Annotated in this window: 14 protein-coding genes; 6 read left to right on the top strand and 8 right to left on the bottom strand. The window is 56.4% G+C overall.

All coding sequences use genetic code 11. From position 1 onward, the window contains the following. Nucleotides 1–3: 3 nt before the first annotated feature. The 6 genes from I5192_RS10535 to I5192_RS10510 all read right to left on the bottom strand — a co-directional run bounded on the left by I5192_RS10535 (nucleotide 4) and on the right by I5192_RS10510 (nucleotide 6611). Nucleotides 4–1212, bottom strand: coding sequence for a carbohydrate ABC transporter permease (locus tag I5192_RS10535; protein WP_170512414.1), 1209 nt, complete (start codon nucleotides 1210–1212; stop codon nucleotides 4–6). Next, nucleotides 1212–2444, bottom strand: a complete 1233-nt coding sequence (locus I5192_RS10530; protein ID WP_170512412.1) for a carbohydrate ABC transporter permease — start codon at nucleotides 2442–2444, stop codon at nucleotides 1212–1214. The genes I5192_RS10535 and I5192_RS10530 overlap by 1 nt, the downstream gene beginning before the upstream one ends. Nucleotides 2445–2501: 57 nt before the next feature. Then, entirely contained in the window at nucleotides 2502–3857 is a 1356-nt protein-coding gene (locus tag I5192_RS10525) for an ABC transporter substrate-binding protein (protein ID WP_223116809.1), read from the bottom strand. Then, nucleotides 3854–4933, bottom strand: coding sequence for a LacI family DNA-binding transcriptional regulator (locus tag I5192_RS10520; RefSeq protein WP_255611728.1), 1080 nt, complete (start codon nucleotides 4931–4933; stop codon nucleotides 3854–3856). Before I5192_RS10520 ends, I5192_RS10525 begins: the two co-directional genes overlap by 4 nt. Nucleotides 4934–5453: 520 nt before the next feature. After that, on the bottom strand, nucleotides 5454–6191 hold the full coding sequence (locus I5192_RS10515) for a Bax inhibitor-1/YccA family protein (RefSeq protein WP_010441904.1): 738 nt from the start codon (nucleotides 6189–6191) through the stop codon (nucleotides 5454–5456). 195 nt (nucleotides 6192–6386) lie between these two features. Beyond that, nucleotides 6387–6611: a DUF1127 domain-containing protein gene (locus tag I5192_RS10510; protein WP_370644299.1), complete on the bottom strand. Its 225-nt coding sequence runs from the start codon at nucleotides 6609–6611 to the stop codon at nucleotides 6387–6389. 121 nt (nucleotides 6612–6732) lie between these two features. Here I5192_RS10510 and I5192_RS10505 point away from each other — a divergent pair, with 121 nt between their 5' ends. Further along, nucleotides 6733–7611 (top strand): LysR family transcriptional regulator, encoded by an 879-nt coding sequence (locus tag I5192_RS10505; RefSeq protein WP_170392200.1) that lies wholly within the window; start codon nucleotides 6733–6735, stop codon nucleotides 7609–7611. On the opposite strand, the gene I5192_RS10500 is transcribed toward I5192_RS10505, so the two are convergent. Then, nucleotides 7595–8563 (bottom strand): NADPH:quinone oxidoreductase family protein, encoded by a 969-nt coding sequence (locus tag I5192_RS10500; protein WP_170392198.1) that lies wholly within the window; start codon nucleotides 8561–8563, stop codon nucleotides 7595–7597. The genes I5192_RS10505 and I5192_RS10500 overlap by 17 nt on opposite strands. Nucleotides 8564–8900: 337 nt before the next feature. On the opposite strand from I5192_RS10500, the gene I5192_RS10495 reads away from it, so the two are divergent. From I5192_RS10495 to I5192_RS10485, 3 genes are all read left to right on the top strand, one after another. After that, nucleotides 8901–9272 carry a helix-turn-helix domain-containing protein gene (locus I5192_RS10495; RefSeq protein ID WP_170343628.1) on the top strand — a complete coding sequence of 124 codons (372 nt, stop codon included), beginning with the start codon at nucleotides 8901–8903 and terminating at the stop codon, nucleotides 9270–9272. 44 nt (nucleotides 9273–9316) lie between these two features. After that, the gene (gene hisN / locus I5192_RS10490; protein ID WP_170392196.1) at nucleotides 9317–10108 is read left to right on the top strand and encodes a histidinol-phosphatase; all 792 of its coding nucleotides are present in this window, start codon (nucleotides 9317–9319) and stop codon (nucleotides 10106–10108) included. A 114-nt stretch (nucleotides 10109–10222) separates the two neighbouring features. Continuing rightward, complete coding sequence (locus tag I5192_RS10485; RefSeq protein WP_170563942.1) at nucleotides 10223–11557, top strand: 8-oxoguanine deaminase; 1335 nt, start codon at nucleotides 10223–10225, stop codon at nucleotides 11555–11557. A 65-nt stretch (nucleotides 11558–11622) separates the two neighbouring features. On the opposite strand, the gene guaD is transcribed toward I5192_RS10485, so the two are convergent. Then, nucleotides 11623–12912, bottom strand: coding sequence for a guanine deaminase (guaD, locus tag I5192_RS10480; RefSeq protein ID WP_170625247.1), 1290 nt, complete (start codon nucleotides 12910–12912; stop codon nucleotides 11623–11625). A 138-nt stretch (nucleotides 12913–13050) separates the two neighbouring features. Here guaD and mgtE point away from each other — a divergent pair, with 138 nt between their 5' ends. Then, nucleotides 13051–14445, top strand: coding sequence for a magnesium transporter (gene mgtE, locus I5192_RS10475; protein WP_170401569.1), 1395 nt, complete (start codon nucleotides 13051–13053; stop codon nucleotides 14443–14445). Next, nucleotides 14442–15008 carry a 5-formyltetrahydrofolate cyclo-ligase gene (locus I5192_RS10470; RefSeq protein WP_223116808.1) on the top strand — a complete coding sequence of 189 codons (567 nt, stop codon included), beginning with the start codon at nucleotides 14442–14444 and terminating at the stop codon, nucleotides 15006–15008. The genes mgtE and I5192_RS10470 overlap by 4 nt, the downstream gene beginning before the upstream one ends. Nucleotides 15009–15018: the final 10 nt, after the last annotated feature.

Below are 15018 nucleotides of genomic sequence, written 5' to 3'. Positions count from 1 at the left end.
CAGTCATCCTTTGACGGACCCCGCAGTCAGGCCCTTAGTCATGAAACGTTCAAGTCCCAGGAACAGCGCCATGATCGGAACGGTGGCGATCACCGCACCGGCCATCAGATGCTGTCGGGGAATTTCCGAGGAGTTCAGCATCGTGACGCCTCGGGTCAGGGTAAATTTCGAAGGGTCGTCCAGCAGCATGAAGGCCAGCAGGAACTCGTTCCAAGCGATCATGAAGACGTAGAGCGAGACCGACGCCAGCGCAGGCAGGCTAAGCGGCAGCGTAATCTTCCAAATCACTGCCAGCCGCGAAAGCCCATCCATGAGACCGGCCTCTTCCACTTCCGTCGGCAAACCACGGAAATAACCTTGCAGCATGTACAGCGCGACAGGGATTGTCGTGACCGGGTAGATCATCACGATGCCAAGGATCGAGTTGCGCAAGCCAGTCAGCGAGAACGCGATATAGATCGGCAGCGCCAGAACGATCATCGGCACCATGTAGATCAGCAGAATCGAGCGCGAGAACGCCTTTTGCCCCGAGAAACGGAACCGCGCGACGGCATAGGCTCCGGGGACGCTGAACAGCAGGGTGATAAAGACCGTCAGGACCGAGACGTAGAGCGAGGTCCAAAGATAGGTGCCGAAGTTGAAATCGCGAAACAGCTCGGTATAGCTGCGAAACAGCGCGGTGCCTTGTGATAGATCTACCGAGAAATCCAGCGGGTTCTGCAACAGGGCCTGTTGCGACTTCAGGCTGGTCATCACCATCACATAGAACGGGATGATCACGATCGCGGTAAAGAAGATGTAGCCAAAGCCCGTACAGAACCGGATCACGGCCTCTTCGTACTCATGACGGGTGAGCTCGCCGAACGGAGTCTCTTTCAGGATTGCGGCAACGGATAGGTGCATCACGACTGCCATCGCCACGACGGTGACCAGTATTGCCTGCAGGGATGTGTCAGAGCCGATCAGGACAGGCCCGACTCCGGTCAGGCAAGACAGGCCTAACAAGGCGGAAACACCCAGTCGGGCCGGTGCGCGTTGCGCCGGGAAGCGGACATACACCAGACCGGCAACAGCCCCCCATATCAAGCAGAGCAAGACCTGTGGCCGGAACGCAGCCCCGGTCGAGAATGACATGGTGATGGCGACAGTAGTGGCGATCACCACCAGCCAGAGCGCGCCTAGAATCGGGGCGGTTATATACCCTTTGCGCATCACAAACCCTCCTCACGGCTGATGAAGCGGAAGAAGACGAAGCTGAAGGCAATCAGGCACATCAGGATCACAACGGCCACCGCTGCGCCTGCGCCGATGTTCGAAACCGCAAAGGCCTGTTCATAGACATTTACGGTCAGAGTACGGGTGCCGGCATTGCCGCCGGTCAGCAGGAAGATGTCGTCGAACTTGTTGAACGTCCAAATGAAACGCAGCAGGAACAGTACCGACAGGATGCCCAGCAGTTGCGGGATGCTCAGTAGCCAGAATTTCTGGAATGGTGAGGCTCCATCCATATCTGCTGCTTCATACATGCTGGAGTCGATTGATTGCATCCGCGCCAGAATGAACAGGAACGACAGCGGGAAATAGCGCCAGATCTCGAACACTGTCACCATGATCAGCGCCAAAGGGCGTTCCCCGAAGAAGTTGATCGGTTCACTGCTTAGTCCCATCTGCACCAACAATGCGTTGGCAGAACCTGAGAACGGGTCGAACAAGGTGACCCATGTGAAGGCCACAGCGATGACTGGCGCCACATAGGGGAACAGATAGAGGCCGCGTATGAACCCTTGTCCCTTGAAGCTTTTGTTCAGCAACAAGGCTGCAAACAGGCCCATCACCAAAGCTCCAATGGTGCCGACCACGGTGTAGAACAACGTGACCCACAGCACGCCCCAGAACTCGTCTCCATCAAAGACACGGGCGTAGTTTTCCAGACTGAATTCAAGGTTGGTCAGGACGCTGGGTCCGCTCCCGGTCACGCCGGGCTCTGATCCTTCGAGCAGCTCTTCGAAAGCGTCCGGATCTCCGTCCAATGTGACCGGAATACGGATGCGTTCGCGTTGACCGCCTTCCAGTGTGCCGAAATCGCAGAACAGGTTTTGCCCGTCCAGAACACAGGGACTTGCAACTTCGCGCGCCGTCACGCCGTCCGGTAGAACATCTGTCAGGGTGACTCCGACAACGGCGATGTCCTGACTTGAGTTGCGGACGCGGTATTCAATCCGCAGATCGTCTCCCGATCCGCGCAGGCTTTCACGCACCACAGGTGCAGGCGGACGAAGGTCAGACAGGGTGAAGGGCTTGAAGCTGATCCAAAAGATCGCCAGCAAGGGCAGGATCACCACAAGCGATACACTGATCACTGTCGGAGCCAGCAGCGTCCAGGCCAGACGCGCCTCGCGTTTGGCTAGCGCCCCGGTTCCGGTCGGTGGGGTGGCCGAAGACATGGGATACCTCGAAGGGTTGGGTGCAGCGGCGCAATCGCCGCTGCATGTGTCACAAGGTTACTGAACCTTCGCGAGCTCGTCGTTCATTGCGGCCACTGCAGCGGCGGCATCGATTTCATCGTCGATATATTGGCGCACGACCCGGTTAATTGCCTGGCTGTTGATCATTTTGGACGCCAAAGCCAGCTGGCCTTCAGCAACGCCCCAGCGCTGCGCCACGTCCAGACCGCCGACGATCTCATCGATCATCGCCTGATCATACAGCTCGCCCAACGGGGCTTTGCGGTCCACGCCTACAGGCAGTTCTGCCCATGCTTCCGAGAACGAGGTCGGGTTGTCAGCATTACCGCGACGGACCGGGAACTTGCCCTCGGGTGCGATGGCCAGTGTTTGAGTATAGCCGTCGTCCATGGCGAATTTCACGAACTCCATCGCCGCGTCGGTGTCGGCGTCGTTGGTGATGCCAAAGTAACGAACGTCACCCCAAGCCGCGCCATCCGGGTTCGATGGGCCCGAGAAGTTAGTGACGATACCAGTCTTCGAGGCCAGATCGCGCGAGGTCGGATCATCGTTGATCGTCGGCGGGGCGCTGTCGCGCAGACCGGCCAGTTCGTCAAGGATGAAGGGCGACCAGATGATCATCGCTGCTTTGCCATCAAAATACAGCTCGCGCGATTGTTTCCAGAATAGCTCACCCGGGGGCGAGGCTTTCGAGATCGCCTTGTAGAAATCCAATACCTCTATGGTCTTGGCTTCATCCAGCGGCTGGAAGCCGTCCGCGCCAACAGGGGTCACGCCATTGGCGAGGAACACATGCTCCAAAACCTGACTCATGAAGTTTTCATCAACTTTGGTTGCAGCAACGAAACCGTACATCTCGGGCGGGTTGTGCAACTGCTCCAGCGCAGCGACGACGTTGGCGAATGAGTTCGGGGCCTCAAGGCCCGCTTCATCAAACAGGTCTTTGCGGTAGACAACCATTTGGGTCCATCCATCGACCGGTACCGACGCGGTTTCGTCATTGAACGCCGCCATACCAAGCGCGCCGGGGGCGAAGGTGTCGGCGCCCAGTTCTTCGATCACTTCGGTGGCGGCTTCGGTGTCCAGAATGCCCGCTTCAGCCCATGGCAGGGCATATTGCAGCGGATGATAGACCACATCTGGCAGGTCTCCGGCGGCAAATGCTGCTGTGGCGCGTGTACCCAGATCACTTTCGGTGACCGGGATAACCTCGACCGTGGTGCCGGTTTCAGCCTTGAACTGGTCAGCCATTTCCTGTTGCTTGGCCAGCCGCTCGGGCTGTTCTTCGGTGGTCCAGAAGCGGATCGTATCCGCCTGAGCTGACGTCGCCGCCAATACTAGCGCAAGCGATGTTCCAAGCATCATTCGCGATGCTAAAGGTGCAAGTTTCATAGTCGGTTTCCTCCCCGGTTATGATCTTTTGAAAGTTGAATTTTTCGGGCCAGTTCCTCGGCTGTAACGCTTGGTGGCCCGTCGGAACTGCGTTCGATCAGAACGGCCTCACCAATCTCACGCAGATCTGCGGGCGCTTCACCGCGAGTCTGACTGATCAGCATCGTCGCAAGGCGTTCTCCGGCCCGCTTAGAATCGACGCTGAACGTGGTTAGACCAGGGCTGACATATTGGCATTCAGGGATGCCATCATATCCCAGAATTGATACATCTTGCCCGACCTCGAGGCCCAGTTCTGTACAGACCGAGTAACACCCCAGCGCAGCCAGATCCGTTGCAAATACTATTGCAGTAGGTGGGTGATTCAGCGTCAAAAGCGCGCGTGCCTCAACCGCACCCTCCTCGCGCGTACGAGCACCTTCCCGGATCAACTCGGGATCGGCAGGCAAGGCCGCGATCTTGAGACCTTCAAGATAACCGTCACGGCGCAGATGGCTGTAGTTGAATTTCGGATCGCTACCGACATATCCGATACGCGTATGGCCAAAATCGACGAGCCGACCGACCGCATCACGGGTTGCAGATTCACCCGAAATGTCGAACCAGGATGTCTCATCCTGCCAGTCCGCCTGCCCATACCCCGTGCGGCCATACATGATGAAGGGAACCTTCAACTCTTGCAGGTATTTCACCCTCGCATCGTCGACCTCGGTCCGGGGCAGAATGAATCCATCGGCTTTGCGCTCTTCGACAAGCCGCCCCAATACATCAAGCATATCTTTTTCGGACTTCGCCGTAGAAATCGTCATCGTCCAGTCGGATGCGCTCGCCGCTTCGCATGCTCCGGCCAGAAAATCCTGAAGAAATGGATTATGCCGGTCTGGTTCTTCGCTGTTGATGACCATGGCGATGGCGCGCACCCGCCCGGTTCGTATCGCCTGCGCATGGCTGAGTGGGCGATAGCCCATCTTTCGCGCCGTGGTTTCAACGCGCTTTCTCGTGGATTCCGAGATGTCGGTATATCCATTCAGGGCGCGGGACACCGTGCTCTTAGAAAGCCCAAGATGATCGGCCAATTGATCCAGTTTTACCCTGCCGGGGCCAGAATGACTCCGGGGGCGAGACTGCGGTTGCTGGAGAGTTGGATTCGTCATCATTCTTCTATTTGTTTTCTCCGAAACCGGTTTCGGCAATCAAAATTATGAAATTCTTTGATTGGATCGACCAAGTACACGAACGTTCCAATGGCGAATGGCGCTGATGAACGCACATGCAAACTTGCAAACGCGGCTTTCAGAGTGGTGCAAATTTAGGGTTGCGCCAACAAGGATGACTGCCGACTGCTACAGTAACTACAGGCTGATCATTGTTCGCCGAGCTTTGATGAGAATCGGTGAATTGAGCATGAGAATTATGCGTAAATACGGGCGACTATCCGGCTATGAGGGCGTGTAAAATTTGTGGAGGAAAAAGAATCTGGTCGGAACATCATGCGAATTCACCAAGGCTTGGTATTGGCTTTTGAAGAGCAACATAAAAAAAGCCCCGCTTAGCAAAGTGCCAAGCGAGGCTTTCTGTATTCTGTTGGAAGCGGTTTTATTCTCTGTTGCCCAGGAGTTGCAGCAGGAACATGAACATGTTGATGAAGTCCAGATACAGGTTCAAAGCACCCATGATCGCCGCTTTGCCAAGCCATTCCTGATCGCCAGCATGAGCCATCTGCAGATAGGTGGTTTTGATCTTCTGCGTGTCATAGGCGGTCAGGCCGGCAAAGATCAGCACACCCAGGATCGACACTGCGAACATGATCGCTGGTGATTGCAGGAAGATGTTGATCACCATCGCAACGATCAGGCCAATCACACCCATCATCAGGAAGGTGCCCATGCCGGACAGGTCTTTCTTGGTCACATAACCGTACAGCGAAAGACCTGCAAACGCGATCGAAGTCACAAGGAATACCTGCGCGATCGAGATGCCGGTGAATGCTACGAAAATCCAGCTCAGCGACAGGCCCATCACGGCTGCAAATGCATAAAAGAACAGCTGTGCGCCGGACGCCGAGAGGCGGTTGATGGCGGCGCCAAAGCCAAACACCATCGCCAAAGGTGCAAACATCACGATCCAGCCCAGGATATTGGGGCTCAGCGTGACCGGATCACGGAAGATCGACAGCAGTTGCGGGCTCGAGCCCACCGCCCATGCCACGGCAAATGTGATCAGCATGCCTACGGACATCGTGCCGTAGACTTTGTTCATATGGGCGCGCAGGCCCTCGTCTATCTCGGCAGCGCGCGCGCCGGACGCCGTCCGGATCGTGTCGAATTGTGCCATATAGGGGTCTCCCTTCAATATTCTGTTCGCAGCCCACGGATGCGAGCCGGTTTCCCGGTAAATATCGGAGAGTGTGGCCCTCGTTTCAAGGGTTTTAAGCCTGAAACTCAGCAAAACTGTCGGCAATTTTTGCAACTGTCGCCAAAAAACCGGCGGCTTGGTCGCCAAATCCCTCAAGCCGCCGGTATTTTCGAATTAATACAGATGTTTGTGCCAGCTGTCGGGCGCGTCCCAGAACGGGCGCTCTGCTTCGTTACGCGCGTCTTTGCGTGAAACGCCGATGTCATTCAGTGCATCATCATCAAGCTGGGCGAGGGCGCGCCGCTGACGAGCGAGGTTAAACAGGTCAAGTATCCGAGCACCAATCGCCTTACGCTTGATGCGACGATGAGCTGAGATGGCTATATGGGTCATGGTCATTGCCCTTTCCTGATTGTTTGATGAAACCTAGCGCTTCAATCAATTTCCTTGATCTATATGGAGTAGTCTGACATATTTTGGAAATGAATGTTTATGACGAGTCTCATAAGGAATCTTGAACATGCGAAATCTGGACATCACTACATTGCGGTCTTTCGTAGCTGTTGCTGATCATGGTGGCGTGACGCGTGCCGCTGGATTTCTTCACCTCACGCAATCTGCGGTCTCTATGCAGCTCAAGCGGCTGGAAGAGCTTTTGGGCCTGGAATTACTGGATCGATCCGGCCGAACCATCGCGCTAACGGCGTCCGGAGAGCAGCTGCTGGCTTATGCGCGGCGGATGATTGCGTTGAATGATGAAGTGATCGGGCGGCTGACGGATCAGGCGTTTGAGGGCGAGGTCGTGCTAGGCGTACCGCATGACGTCGTTCATCCGTTCATCCCGCGCGTGTTGAAGCGTTTCAATGCCAGCTTTCCTCGGGTCAGCGTAAACTTGGTCACTTCCAACACGCGGCACTTGAAAGAAGAGTTCGCACGCGGAAGCTTCGATCTGATTGTGACTACGGAATCGGGTGCGGGCGAAGGTGCCGAAACCCTGCACCATATGCCTTTGCGTTGGGTTGGCGCGCTGAACGGATCTGCCTGGCGCCAAAAGCCTTTGCGGCTGGGGTTTTGCCGGAATTGCATTTTTCGCCCAGTCGCGACAGCGGCGCTGGATGATGCGGGAATCGAATGGGATATGAGCATCGACAGCGATTCCGACCGCACCGTTGAAGCCACCGTCAGCGCTGATCTGGCTGTGGGAGTTTTGCTGGAAGGCACCCAGCCCAGCCATCAGGAACTGATTGACCATGCCGGGGTTCTGCCGGATTTGCCTGTGCAGTTCATCAACCTCTATGGTGCCGAGCGGGTACGTGAGGAATACGTATCAGAGCTTGCGAACCTACTGCGCCAAAATTTCAATCATCCAACGGCGCAGCCGCTTAAAGTGGCGAGTTGATGCGGATCACCACCTTGCCAGTGGATTTGCGATCGCGCAGCAGTTCCAAACCTTTTGCTGCATCCTGCAAGGGCAGGACGTGGCTGATATGAGGCTTTATCCGGCCCTCAGAATGCCAGCGGAACAAGGTGCTGAAGCTGTCGCGCACGATCTCGGGTCTGAAATTCAGATAGCCGCCGATATATACGCCGATCACGGTCAGGTTCTTGACCAATAGATGGTTGGCCGGGATCTGGGGCACCTCACCTCCCGCAAATCCGATCGGTAACAAGCGGCCTTCCGGGTTGGTCGCGCGGAAGGCGGCCTTGAAGACATCTCCACCAATCGCATCGTAGACCACGTCAGCACCACCCAGAGCGAGAACGCGGTCGCGCAGGTCTTCGCTTGCGTCAAGCAAATGGTCTGCACCAGCTTTTTGTGCCACGGCCAATTTGTCATGCCCGCGGGCTTGGGCGATGACTGTCGCCCCCATCAGTTTTCCGATTTCAACTGCGGTCAATCCCACGCCACCGGCGGCCCCGGTGACCAGCAGTGTCTCACCCGGTTGCAAGCGCGCCCGGTGTGCCAGAGCAATGTGGCTGGTGCCATAGGCGATCTGGATCGCGGCGGCGTCTTCGAAACTTGTGGAATCTGGAAGGGGAATAGCCCGGTCTGCATCAAAAACGCCTGATTCGGCCAACCCACCCTGGCCGGAATAAACCGCAACGCGATCACCCAGTTTCAAATGCGCGACATTGTTTCCAATTTCGGTGACAATCCCCGCGATCTCCATGCCCAGTGTATACGGCGCTTCGGGAGTATCCTGATACGTGCCTTTCTGCATCAGAAGGTCTGCAAAGTTCAGGCCGCAGGCGCGGATTGCGATACGAACTTGGTTCTCTTGCAGCGGTACTTCGCGTGTTTCGCATAGCTGAGCGGGTGCCCCTTTGGTCTCGATACGAAATGCCTGCATCATTGGTCTCCGCTCTTTTGTCGCCATAGGCCGTTTGGCTTGGCCGTTTGTCAATTCCATTCGCAATCTTCACAGCGTTAAACTGAATAGGGTGGATCAACTGTTTCCCATTTAGAAACTATTAATCTCTATGTTGGCCGTACAACCACAAACCACTGTTCGAATTCTCTGATTCAACCAGCTTGAAAAAATAACGGATTGCGGCAATATTGTACTATGGTGCTGTTCGGGGGGCACGATCCGAATTAGGGAGTTCTTAAGCAGCGACCCGCTAACTAAGCGGCGATGGCTGCTGTCGCGGTTTCCCGGACAGGTGTTTGTGTAAAGGAGACTACCAATGACCCATCACGTCGATGTCCATGTGGGCAAACGCGTCCGGCATCGCCGCTGGCTGATTGGCATGACTCAGCAGCAGTTGGCGCAGCAAGTTGGTATCAAGTTTCAACAAATCCAAAAATACGAAACAGGGGCCAACCGGATAAGCGCATCGCGTTTGTGGGACATTGCCGAAGCGTTGGATGTTCCCGTCAGCTTTTTCTTCGAGGGTCTTGAAGAGGCTCAGAAGTCGGATGCAGACAAGAAATCGGTTCCTGCGGATTTGATGGGTGACAAAGAAGCGCTTGATCTTGTGCGCTCGTATTATGCGATCCCGGAAAACCAGCGTCGCCGCCTGTTTGAACTGGCACGCGTGCTGAGCGACGTCGCCTGATACAAGCGCTTGACTTCGCGGGGTGTGGGGCGCACGGGTAAGCAATGCAAAACACCCTACGAAGCGATCTAGAGATTGCCGAAGAAATGGCCGACGCTGCGCGGGCGGCCATTCTTCCGTTTTTCCGCCAATCTAACCTGAAGACAGACAACAAACTCGATGCCGGTTTTGATCCGGTGACAGCCGCTGATCGCGAAGCAGAAAAAGCAATGCGTAGGGTGCTGGCTGATCACCGGCCTGAGGACGGTATCCTGGGGGAAGAGTTCGGTCATTCCGAGGGAACTACCGGACGAGTTTGGGTGCTGGACCCAATTGATGGCACGCGCGGTTTCATAAGTGGTACGCCCACATGGGGTGTTCTGATCGCCCTAAGCGATGAGACTGGACCGAAGCTTGGTGTGATCGATCAGCCCTATATCGGCGAACGTTTTATCGGAGATAAAGAGCACGCCTTTGTCAAAGGCCCTTTGGGACGCACCGAACTTGGGACGCGTGACACTCGATCTCTGGACCAGGCGATCATCTTCACCACCTTCCCGGAGGTTGGCAGCGCGGTCGAGGCCGCCGCCTTCAAGGCGGTTTCTCAGAAAACGAAGCTGACACGCTATGGGATGGATTGTTATGCCTACGCGTTGCTCGCTGCAGGTCAAACTGATCTTGTGGTCGAGGCTGGATTGAATTCCTACGATATCCAGGCCCCAATCGCGGTGATCGAGGCCGCGGGTGGTATTGTGACGGATTGGCAGGGTAATCCGGCTCATAATGGTGGGCGTGCGCTCGCTGCAGCCAATACCGAGATTCATGCGGCAGCGCTAGAAATTCTGAAGCAATACTAAACGGGTTGCCGACCCTTCTTTGCGACTTTAAACTGATCACGGCTGGTTCTTACGCCCGTTTTCCACCAGCCCATCACTCCATGCATGAGACGGGCAGTATGCGGGAGTGCGAAAATGACAGAATTTCTGATCCGTAACGCCGATATGATCCTGACGATGGATGATGATCGGCAAGAGCTTGCAGGCGCTGATCTGCTGGTTCGGGATGGTAAGATTGCCCAGATTGGCCACCGCCTTACGAGCGATGGCGAAATACATGATGCCACTGGGTGTGTTGTGACCCCCGGTCTGGTGAACACCCATCACCATCTCTACCAAACGCTCACCCGCGCGGTTCCCGGCGGGCAGGACGCTTTGCTGTTTGGTTGGTTGCGAACGCTCTATCCCATCTGGTCCCGCTTTGGTCCTGACGAGATGTTTATATCTGCCCAGATCGGATTGGCCGAGATGGCACTGTCCGGCTGCTCGCTTAGCTCTGACCACCTTTACCTATATCCCAATGGCGCGCGGCTTGAACACACGATCCATGCAGCGTCAGAGCTGGGGCTGCGTTTTCATCCCACGCGTGGAGCTATGAGCATTGGCGAAAGTGATGGTGGACTGCCTCCTGATGCTTTGGTCGAATCCGAGCAGGCTATTCTGGAGGATATGATCCGCGTAGTAGATGCCTATCACGACCCATCTGAGGGTTCGATGTGTCGCGTTGGTTTGGCGCCGTGTTCACCGTTCTCGGTTAGCCGAGACTTGATGCGCGATGCCGCGCTGTTGGCGCGCGACAAAGGTGTGATGCTGCACACCCATCTGGCGGAGAACGATGAGGATATAGCCTATTCTCAAGATCAGTTCGGATGCAGACCCGGCCAATACGCCGAAGAATTGGGCTGGACCGGTTCAGATGTCTGGCACGCTCATTGTGTCAAGCTGGATAGCGCCGAGATTGACCTGTTTGCACGTAGCCGAACCGGCGTTGCGCACTGTCCATGTTCCAATTGTCGTCTTGGTTCAGGTATCGCGCCAGTCCGAAAAATGCGTGATCAAGGCGTGCCAGTCGGGTTGGGTGTGGATGGATCAGCCAGCAACGACAGCGGCAATCTGATGGCCGAGGCGCGCCAGTCTATGCTGCTGCAACGAGTCGCAAACGGCGCTGACGCCATGTCGGCCCGTGAGGCGCTTGAGATCGCCACCCGAGGCGGGGCGGATGTGTTGAATCGGCCCGATTGCGGCCGGCTTATGCCCGGTAAACGAGCTGATATTGCCATTTGGGACGTGCAAGGAATTGAAAGTGCAGGCAGTTGGGACCCCGCTGCGCTCCTTCTGGCCGGACCGACGCGTGTCAAACACCTCTTTGTCGAGGGACGCCAGATTGTTCGTAACAGTCAGATCGCCACGATCGACCTGCCAAGGGTCATAGAAACCCAGAATCTTCTGGCACGCGCGCTGGCAGAATAGCGGATCCGCTCTTCATCTGGCTAAAAATACCTCCGCCGGAGGCATGGGCCATAGGCCCATTCCTATCAATCAGAAACGGCTCGTCCGGCGATCCAGGTATCGGTTACGGCACGGTCATCACCCATCATAATGGTCGGGAACACCGCTTCCCAAAGATCATCAGCATGAGCTTCGCGCTGGGCGATAGCAGGCGTCGATGCGAGGTTCAGCACCGCCAGATCGGCTTCCATGCCCACGGCGATGTTTCCAATTCGGTCATCCATCCGCAGGGTACGAGCCGATCCCACCGTTCCAAGCCAAAGCAATTGCGACGGGTGCAAGGGTTGGCCCCGCAATTGACCAATCTCATAGGCCGCAGCCATTGTGCGCAGCATTGAAAAACTTGAGCCGCCTCCGGTGTCGGTGGCCAAGCCCACGCGGTGCCCTGAGTGGATCAGACCATTCATGTCAAACAGGCCAGAGCCGATAAACGTGTTTGATGTGGGGCAGTGGATCAGAGCTGCATCTACCTCGCGCAGACGATCCCGCTCTCGGTCTTCCAGATGGATTGCGTGCCCATAAAGGCCATTTCCGCCCAGCAATCCAAACTGCTCATAGGTGTCCAGATAGTCGCGCGCGTCGGGGAACAGGGATCGGACCCATTCGATCTCATCGGTCTGTTCGCTCAGATGGGTTTGCATCAGGCAGTCGGGATGCTCGGCCCAAAGCGCGCCCATCGCCTCCAGCTGTTCTGGCGTCGATGTCGGCGAAAATCGTGGAGTGATGGCGTAAGATATGCGATCAACCCCATGCCACTTTTCAAGCAGAGCTTTGGACTGGTCGTACCCGGTTTGTGCAGTATCCCGCAACCCCTCAGGCGCATTGCGATCCATGCAGGTTTTACCCGCGACAACCCGCTGCCCACGCGCCTGCGCGGCGGTAAAGAAGGCATCAACACTCTCTGGATGAATGGTACAAAAGCTGCACATTGTCGTGGTGCCATGGGCTGCGGTTAGGTCTAGATATCTGTTTGCAATTTCAGCGGCATAGGCGGGGTCGTCAAACTTCATCTCTTCAGGGAACGTGTAGCTGTTCAGCCAATCGATCAGCCGCTTTCCCCAGCTCGCGATCATTGCCGTCTGCGGATAGTGGACATGAGAATCCACAAATCCCGCCATGATCAGCTGATCGCCATAATCCTTAATGTTGGCTTCGGGATGCGCGTCAGACAGGTCGGACGCCTGGCCCAGTGCCGCGATGCGGCCATCTTCGATCAGGACGGCTTGGTGAATTTTGGTCGCATCGGTGGGCTCACCTTCGAACGGTGATCCGTTGAAGCTAAGCACACGTCCCTTCAGAAGCGTCTTTTGCGCCATTTGTTCTGTTCTCCGCCTGTTTTGGACCGCCAACCAGCATAGGGGCGCGAAAGATGCGGGTAAATTGGACCATTGTCATTGTTTTCCGGTAGCTGCTTCTTCTATCTAGGGGCAATCGACAAGAAAGAGGGGCAGCGCATGACGACAGGCAACGACGAAGCCAGACCCGATCAGCCCCGCGATGAGGACGCCTATGCGCTGGACCCGCGAACCGTTGCGGCCATCCTTTATGCGGTTGATGTCGAAGATCGTGCCAAGCTGATTGAGCTGATGGAGCCGCTACACGCGGCCGATATCGCTGACCTTCTGGAACAGATCAATCCTTACGACCGTGCGCGCCTGATCCGGCTGTATGACAAAGAGTTCGACGGCGATATCCTGTCGGAGCTCGACGAGTCAGTTCGGGAAGAAGTAATCAATGTCCTGAAACCGGACGTTCTGGCCGAAGCCGTTCGGGATATGGAAAGTGATGACGTTGTTGACCTTCTGGAAGACCTTGAAGAGCCGCAGCAAGAAACCATCCTGGGCGCGCTTGAAGACTCCGAACGCGTCGCGGCAGAGCAAGCCCTATCTTATCCAGAAAACTCTGCTGGCCGCCTTATGCAGCGCGAGGTGGTCATGGCGCCCGATCACTGGACCGTGGGGCAGGCCATCGATTTCATGCGTGCCACCGACGATTTGCCGGAACAGTTCTATCACGTCATACTTGTTGACCCGCGATTGAAACCGGTTGCTCAGGTCACGCTGGGCAAGTTGATGGCAACCCGGCGCGAGGTGCCGCTGCAGGACATTGCCGAAGATGAATTCCACACCATCCCCGTCGAACAGGATGAAGAGGACGTGGCCTATGCGTTCAATCAGTATCACCTGATTTCGGCTCCCGTCGTGGATGGCGACGGTCGTTTGGTCGGTGTCATCACCATCGACGATGCGATGGTGGTCCTGGACGAAGAATACGAAGAGGATATGCTGCGTCTTGCGGGCGTCTCGGACGAAAGCTCTCTGTCCGATAGTGTAGCGGCAACCAGTAGGCGCCGCTTGCCTTGGCTTGGTGTCAATCTGGTTACGGCGATTTGCGGATCGCTGGTGATTTCTCAGTTTGAGGCCGCGATTGATCAACTGGTGGCGCTCGCGATCCTGATGCCGATCGTCGCCTCGATGGGGGGCAATGCCGGGACCCAATCACTTACCGTTGCAGTGCGGGCGTTGGCAACACGCGACTTGACCGGCTCGAACGTAGGGCGCGTGATCCGGCGAGAACTGCTGGTGGGAATGCTCAACGGGCTGTGTTTCGCTATCGTGTTGGGAACCGTCGGGATGATGTGGTTCGACTCCCCGCTGCTGGGTGTCGTGATCGGATCTGCGCTGGTCGTGAACATGATCATCGCGGGCTTTGCTGGTACGGTAGTACCGGTCGTGCTGGACCGTCTGGGTGTTGACCCGGCGCTGGCGTCAGGAACCTTTGTGACCACGACAACGGATGTCATGGGGTTCTTCATCTTTCTGGGGCTTGCCAGCGTGGTGCTATTGTGAACGAGACAACCGATCTGACCGAAATCAAGGCCGCAGCGCGCAAGGCGGCATTCGCGCGACGCAAGGTAGCGTTTGATATGCGCATCCCGGGCGCGGCCGGGCGCTTGTCCGAGGTTCTGGCGGGTCATCGCGGTGTTCCCATGTCTGGCTACATGCCGATCCGCACCGAAATCGACCCGCTGCCTGCAATGGCCGAGGCTTCTGCATATGGTCCAGTGGGCGTGCCTGTCATTCAGGCCGCAGGGCAGGCGTTGCGCTTCTCTCGATGGACGCCTGAGGGCATACTGAAAGATGGACCCTTCGGCGCGAAAGTGCCCGAGATCGATGACTATTTCGACCCGGAAATCCTGATCGTGCCACTGGTTGCGTTTGATGCGAAGGGTGGCCGCTTGGGCTATGGCGGCGGCTTCTATGATCGCACGCTTGAAGGGTTGCGCGCCAAGCGCCCGACGCTTGCCATAGGATTTGCCTTTGATGCGCAGGAAGCCGAACATCTGCCGCTGGAGCCGACCGATCAACCACTCGATATGGTGATTACTGAAAGCCGGGTGCTAACTTTCTAAGTTATCCCTC

This window comes from Ruegeria sp. SCSIO 43209, assembly GCF_019904295.1.
Taxonomy (GTDB): domain Bacteria; phylum Pseudomonadota; class Alphaproteobacteria; order Rhodobacterales; family Rhodobacteraceae; genus Ruegeria.
This window is presented reverse-complemented; position numbering and strand designations above follow the sequence as displayed.

Excerpts from the sequence above, each read along its gene's own strand:
- I5192_RS10535 (WP_170512414.1), bottom strand. The coding sequence starts at position 1,212 with ATGCGCAAAGGGTATATAACCGCCCCGATTCTAGGCGCGCTCTGGCTG.
- I5192_RS10495 (WP_170343628.1), top strand. The coding sequence starts at position 8,901 with ATGACCCATCACGTCGATGTCCATGTGGGCAAACGCGTCCGGCATCGC.
- I5192_RS10515 (WP_010441904.1), bottom strand. The coding sequence starts at position 6,191 with ATGGCACAATTCGACACGATCCGGACGGCGTCCGGCGCGCGCGCTGCC.
- I5192_RS10525 (WP_223116809.1), bottom strand. The coding sequence starts at position 3,857 with ATGAAACTTGCACCTTTAGCATCGCGAATGATGCTTGGAACATCGCTT.
- mgtE (WP_170401569.1), top strand. The coding sequence starts at position 13,051 with ATGACGACAGGCAACGACGAAGCCAGACCCGATCAGCCCCGCGATGAG.
- hisN (WP_170392196.1), top strand. The coding sequence starts at position 9,317 with ATGCAAAACACCCTACGAAGCGATCTAGAGATTGCCGAAGAAATGGCC.
- I5192_RS10505 (WP_170392200.1), top strand. The coding sequence starts at position 6,733 with ATGCGAAATCTGGACATCACTACATTGCGGTCTTTCGTAGCTGTTGCT.
- guaD (WP_170625247.1), bottom strand. The coding sequence starts at position 12,912 with ATGGCGCAAAAGACGCTTCTGAAGGGACGTGTGCTTAGCTTCAACGGA.
- I5192_RS10530 (WP_170512412.1), bottom strand. The coding sequence starts at position 2,444 with ATGTCTTCGGCCACCCCACCGACCGGAACCGGGGCGCTAGCCAAACGC.
- I5192_RS10510 (WP_370644299.1), bottom strand. The coding sequence starts at position 6,611 with ATGACCATGACCCATATAGCCATCTCAGCTCATCGTCGCATCAAGCGT.
- I5192_RS10485 (WP_170563942.1), top strand. The coding sequence starts at position 10,223 with ATGACAGAATTTCTGATCCGTAACGCCGATATGATCCTGACGATGGAT.
- I5192_RS10500 (WP_170392198.1), bottom strand. The coding sequence starts at position 8,563 with ATGCAGGCATTTCGTATCGAGACCAAAGGGGCACCCGCTCAGCTATGC.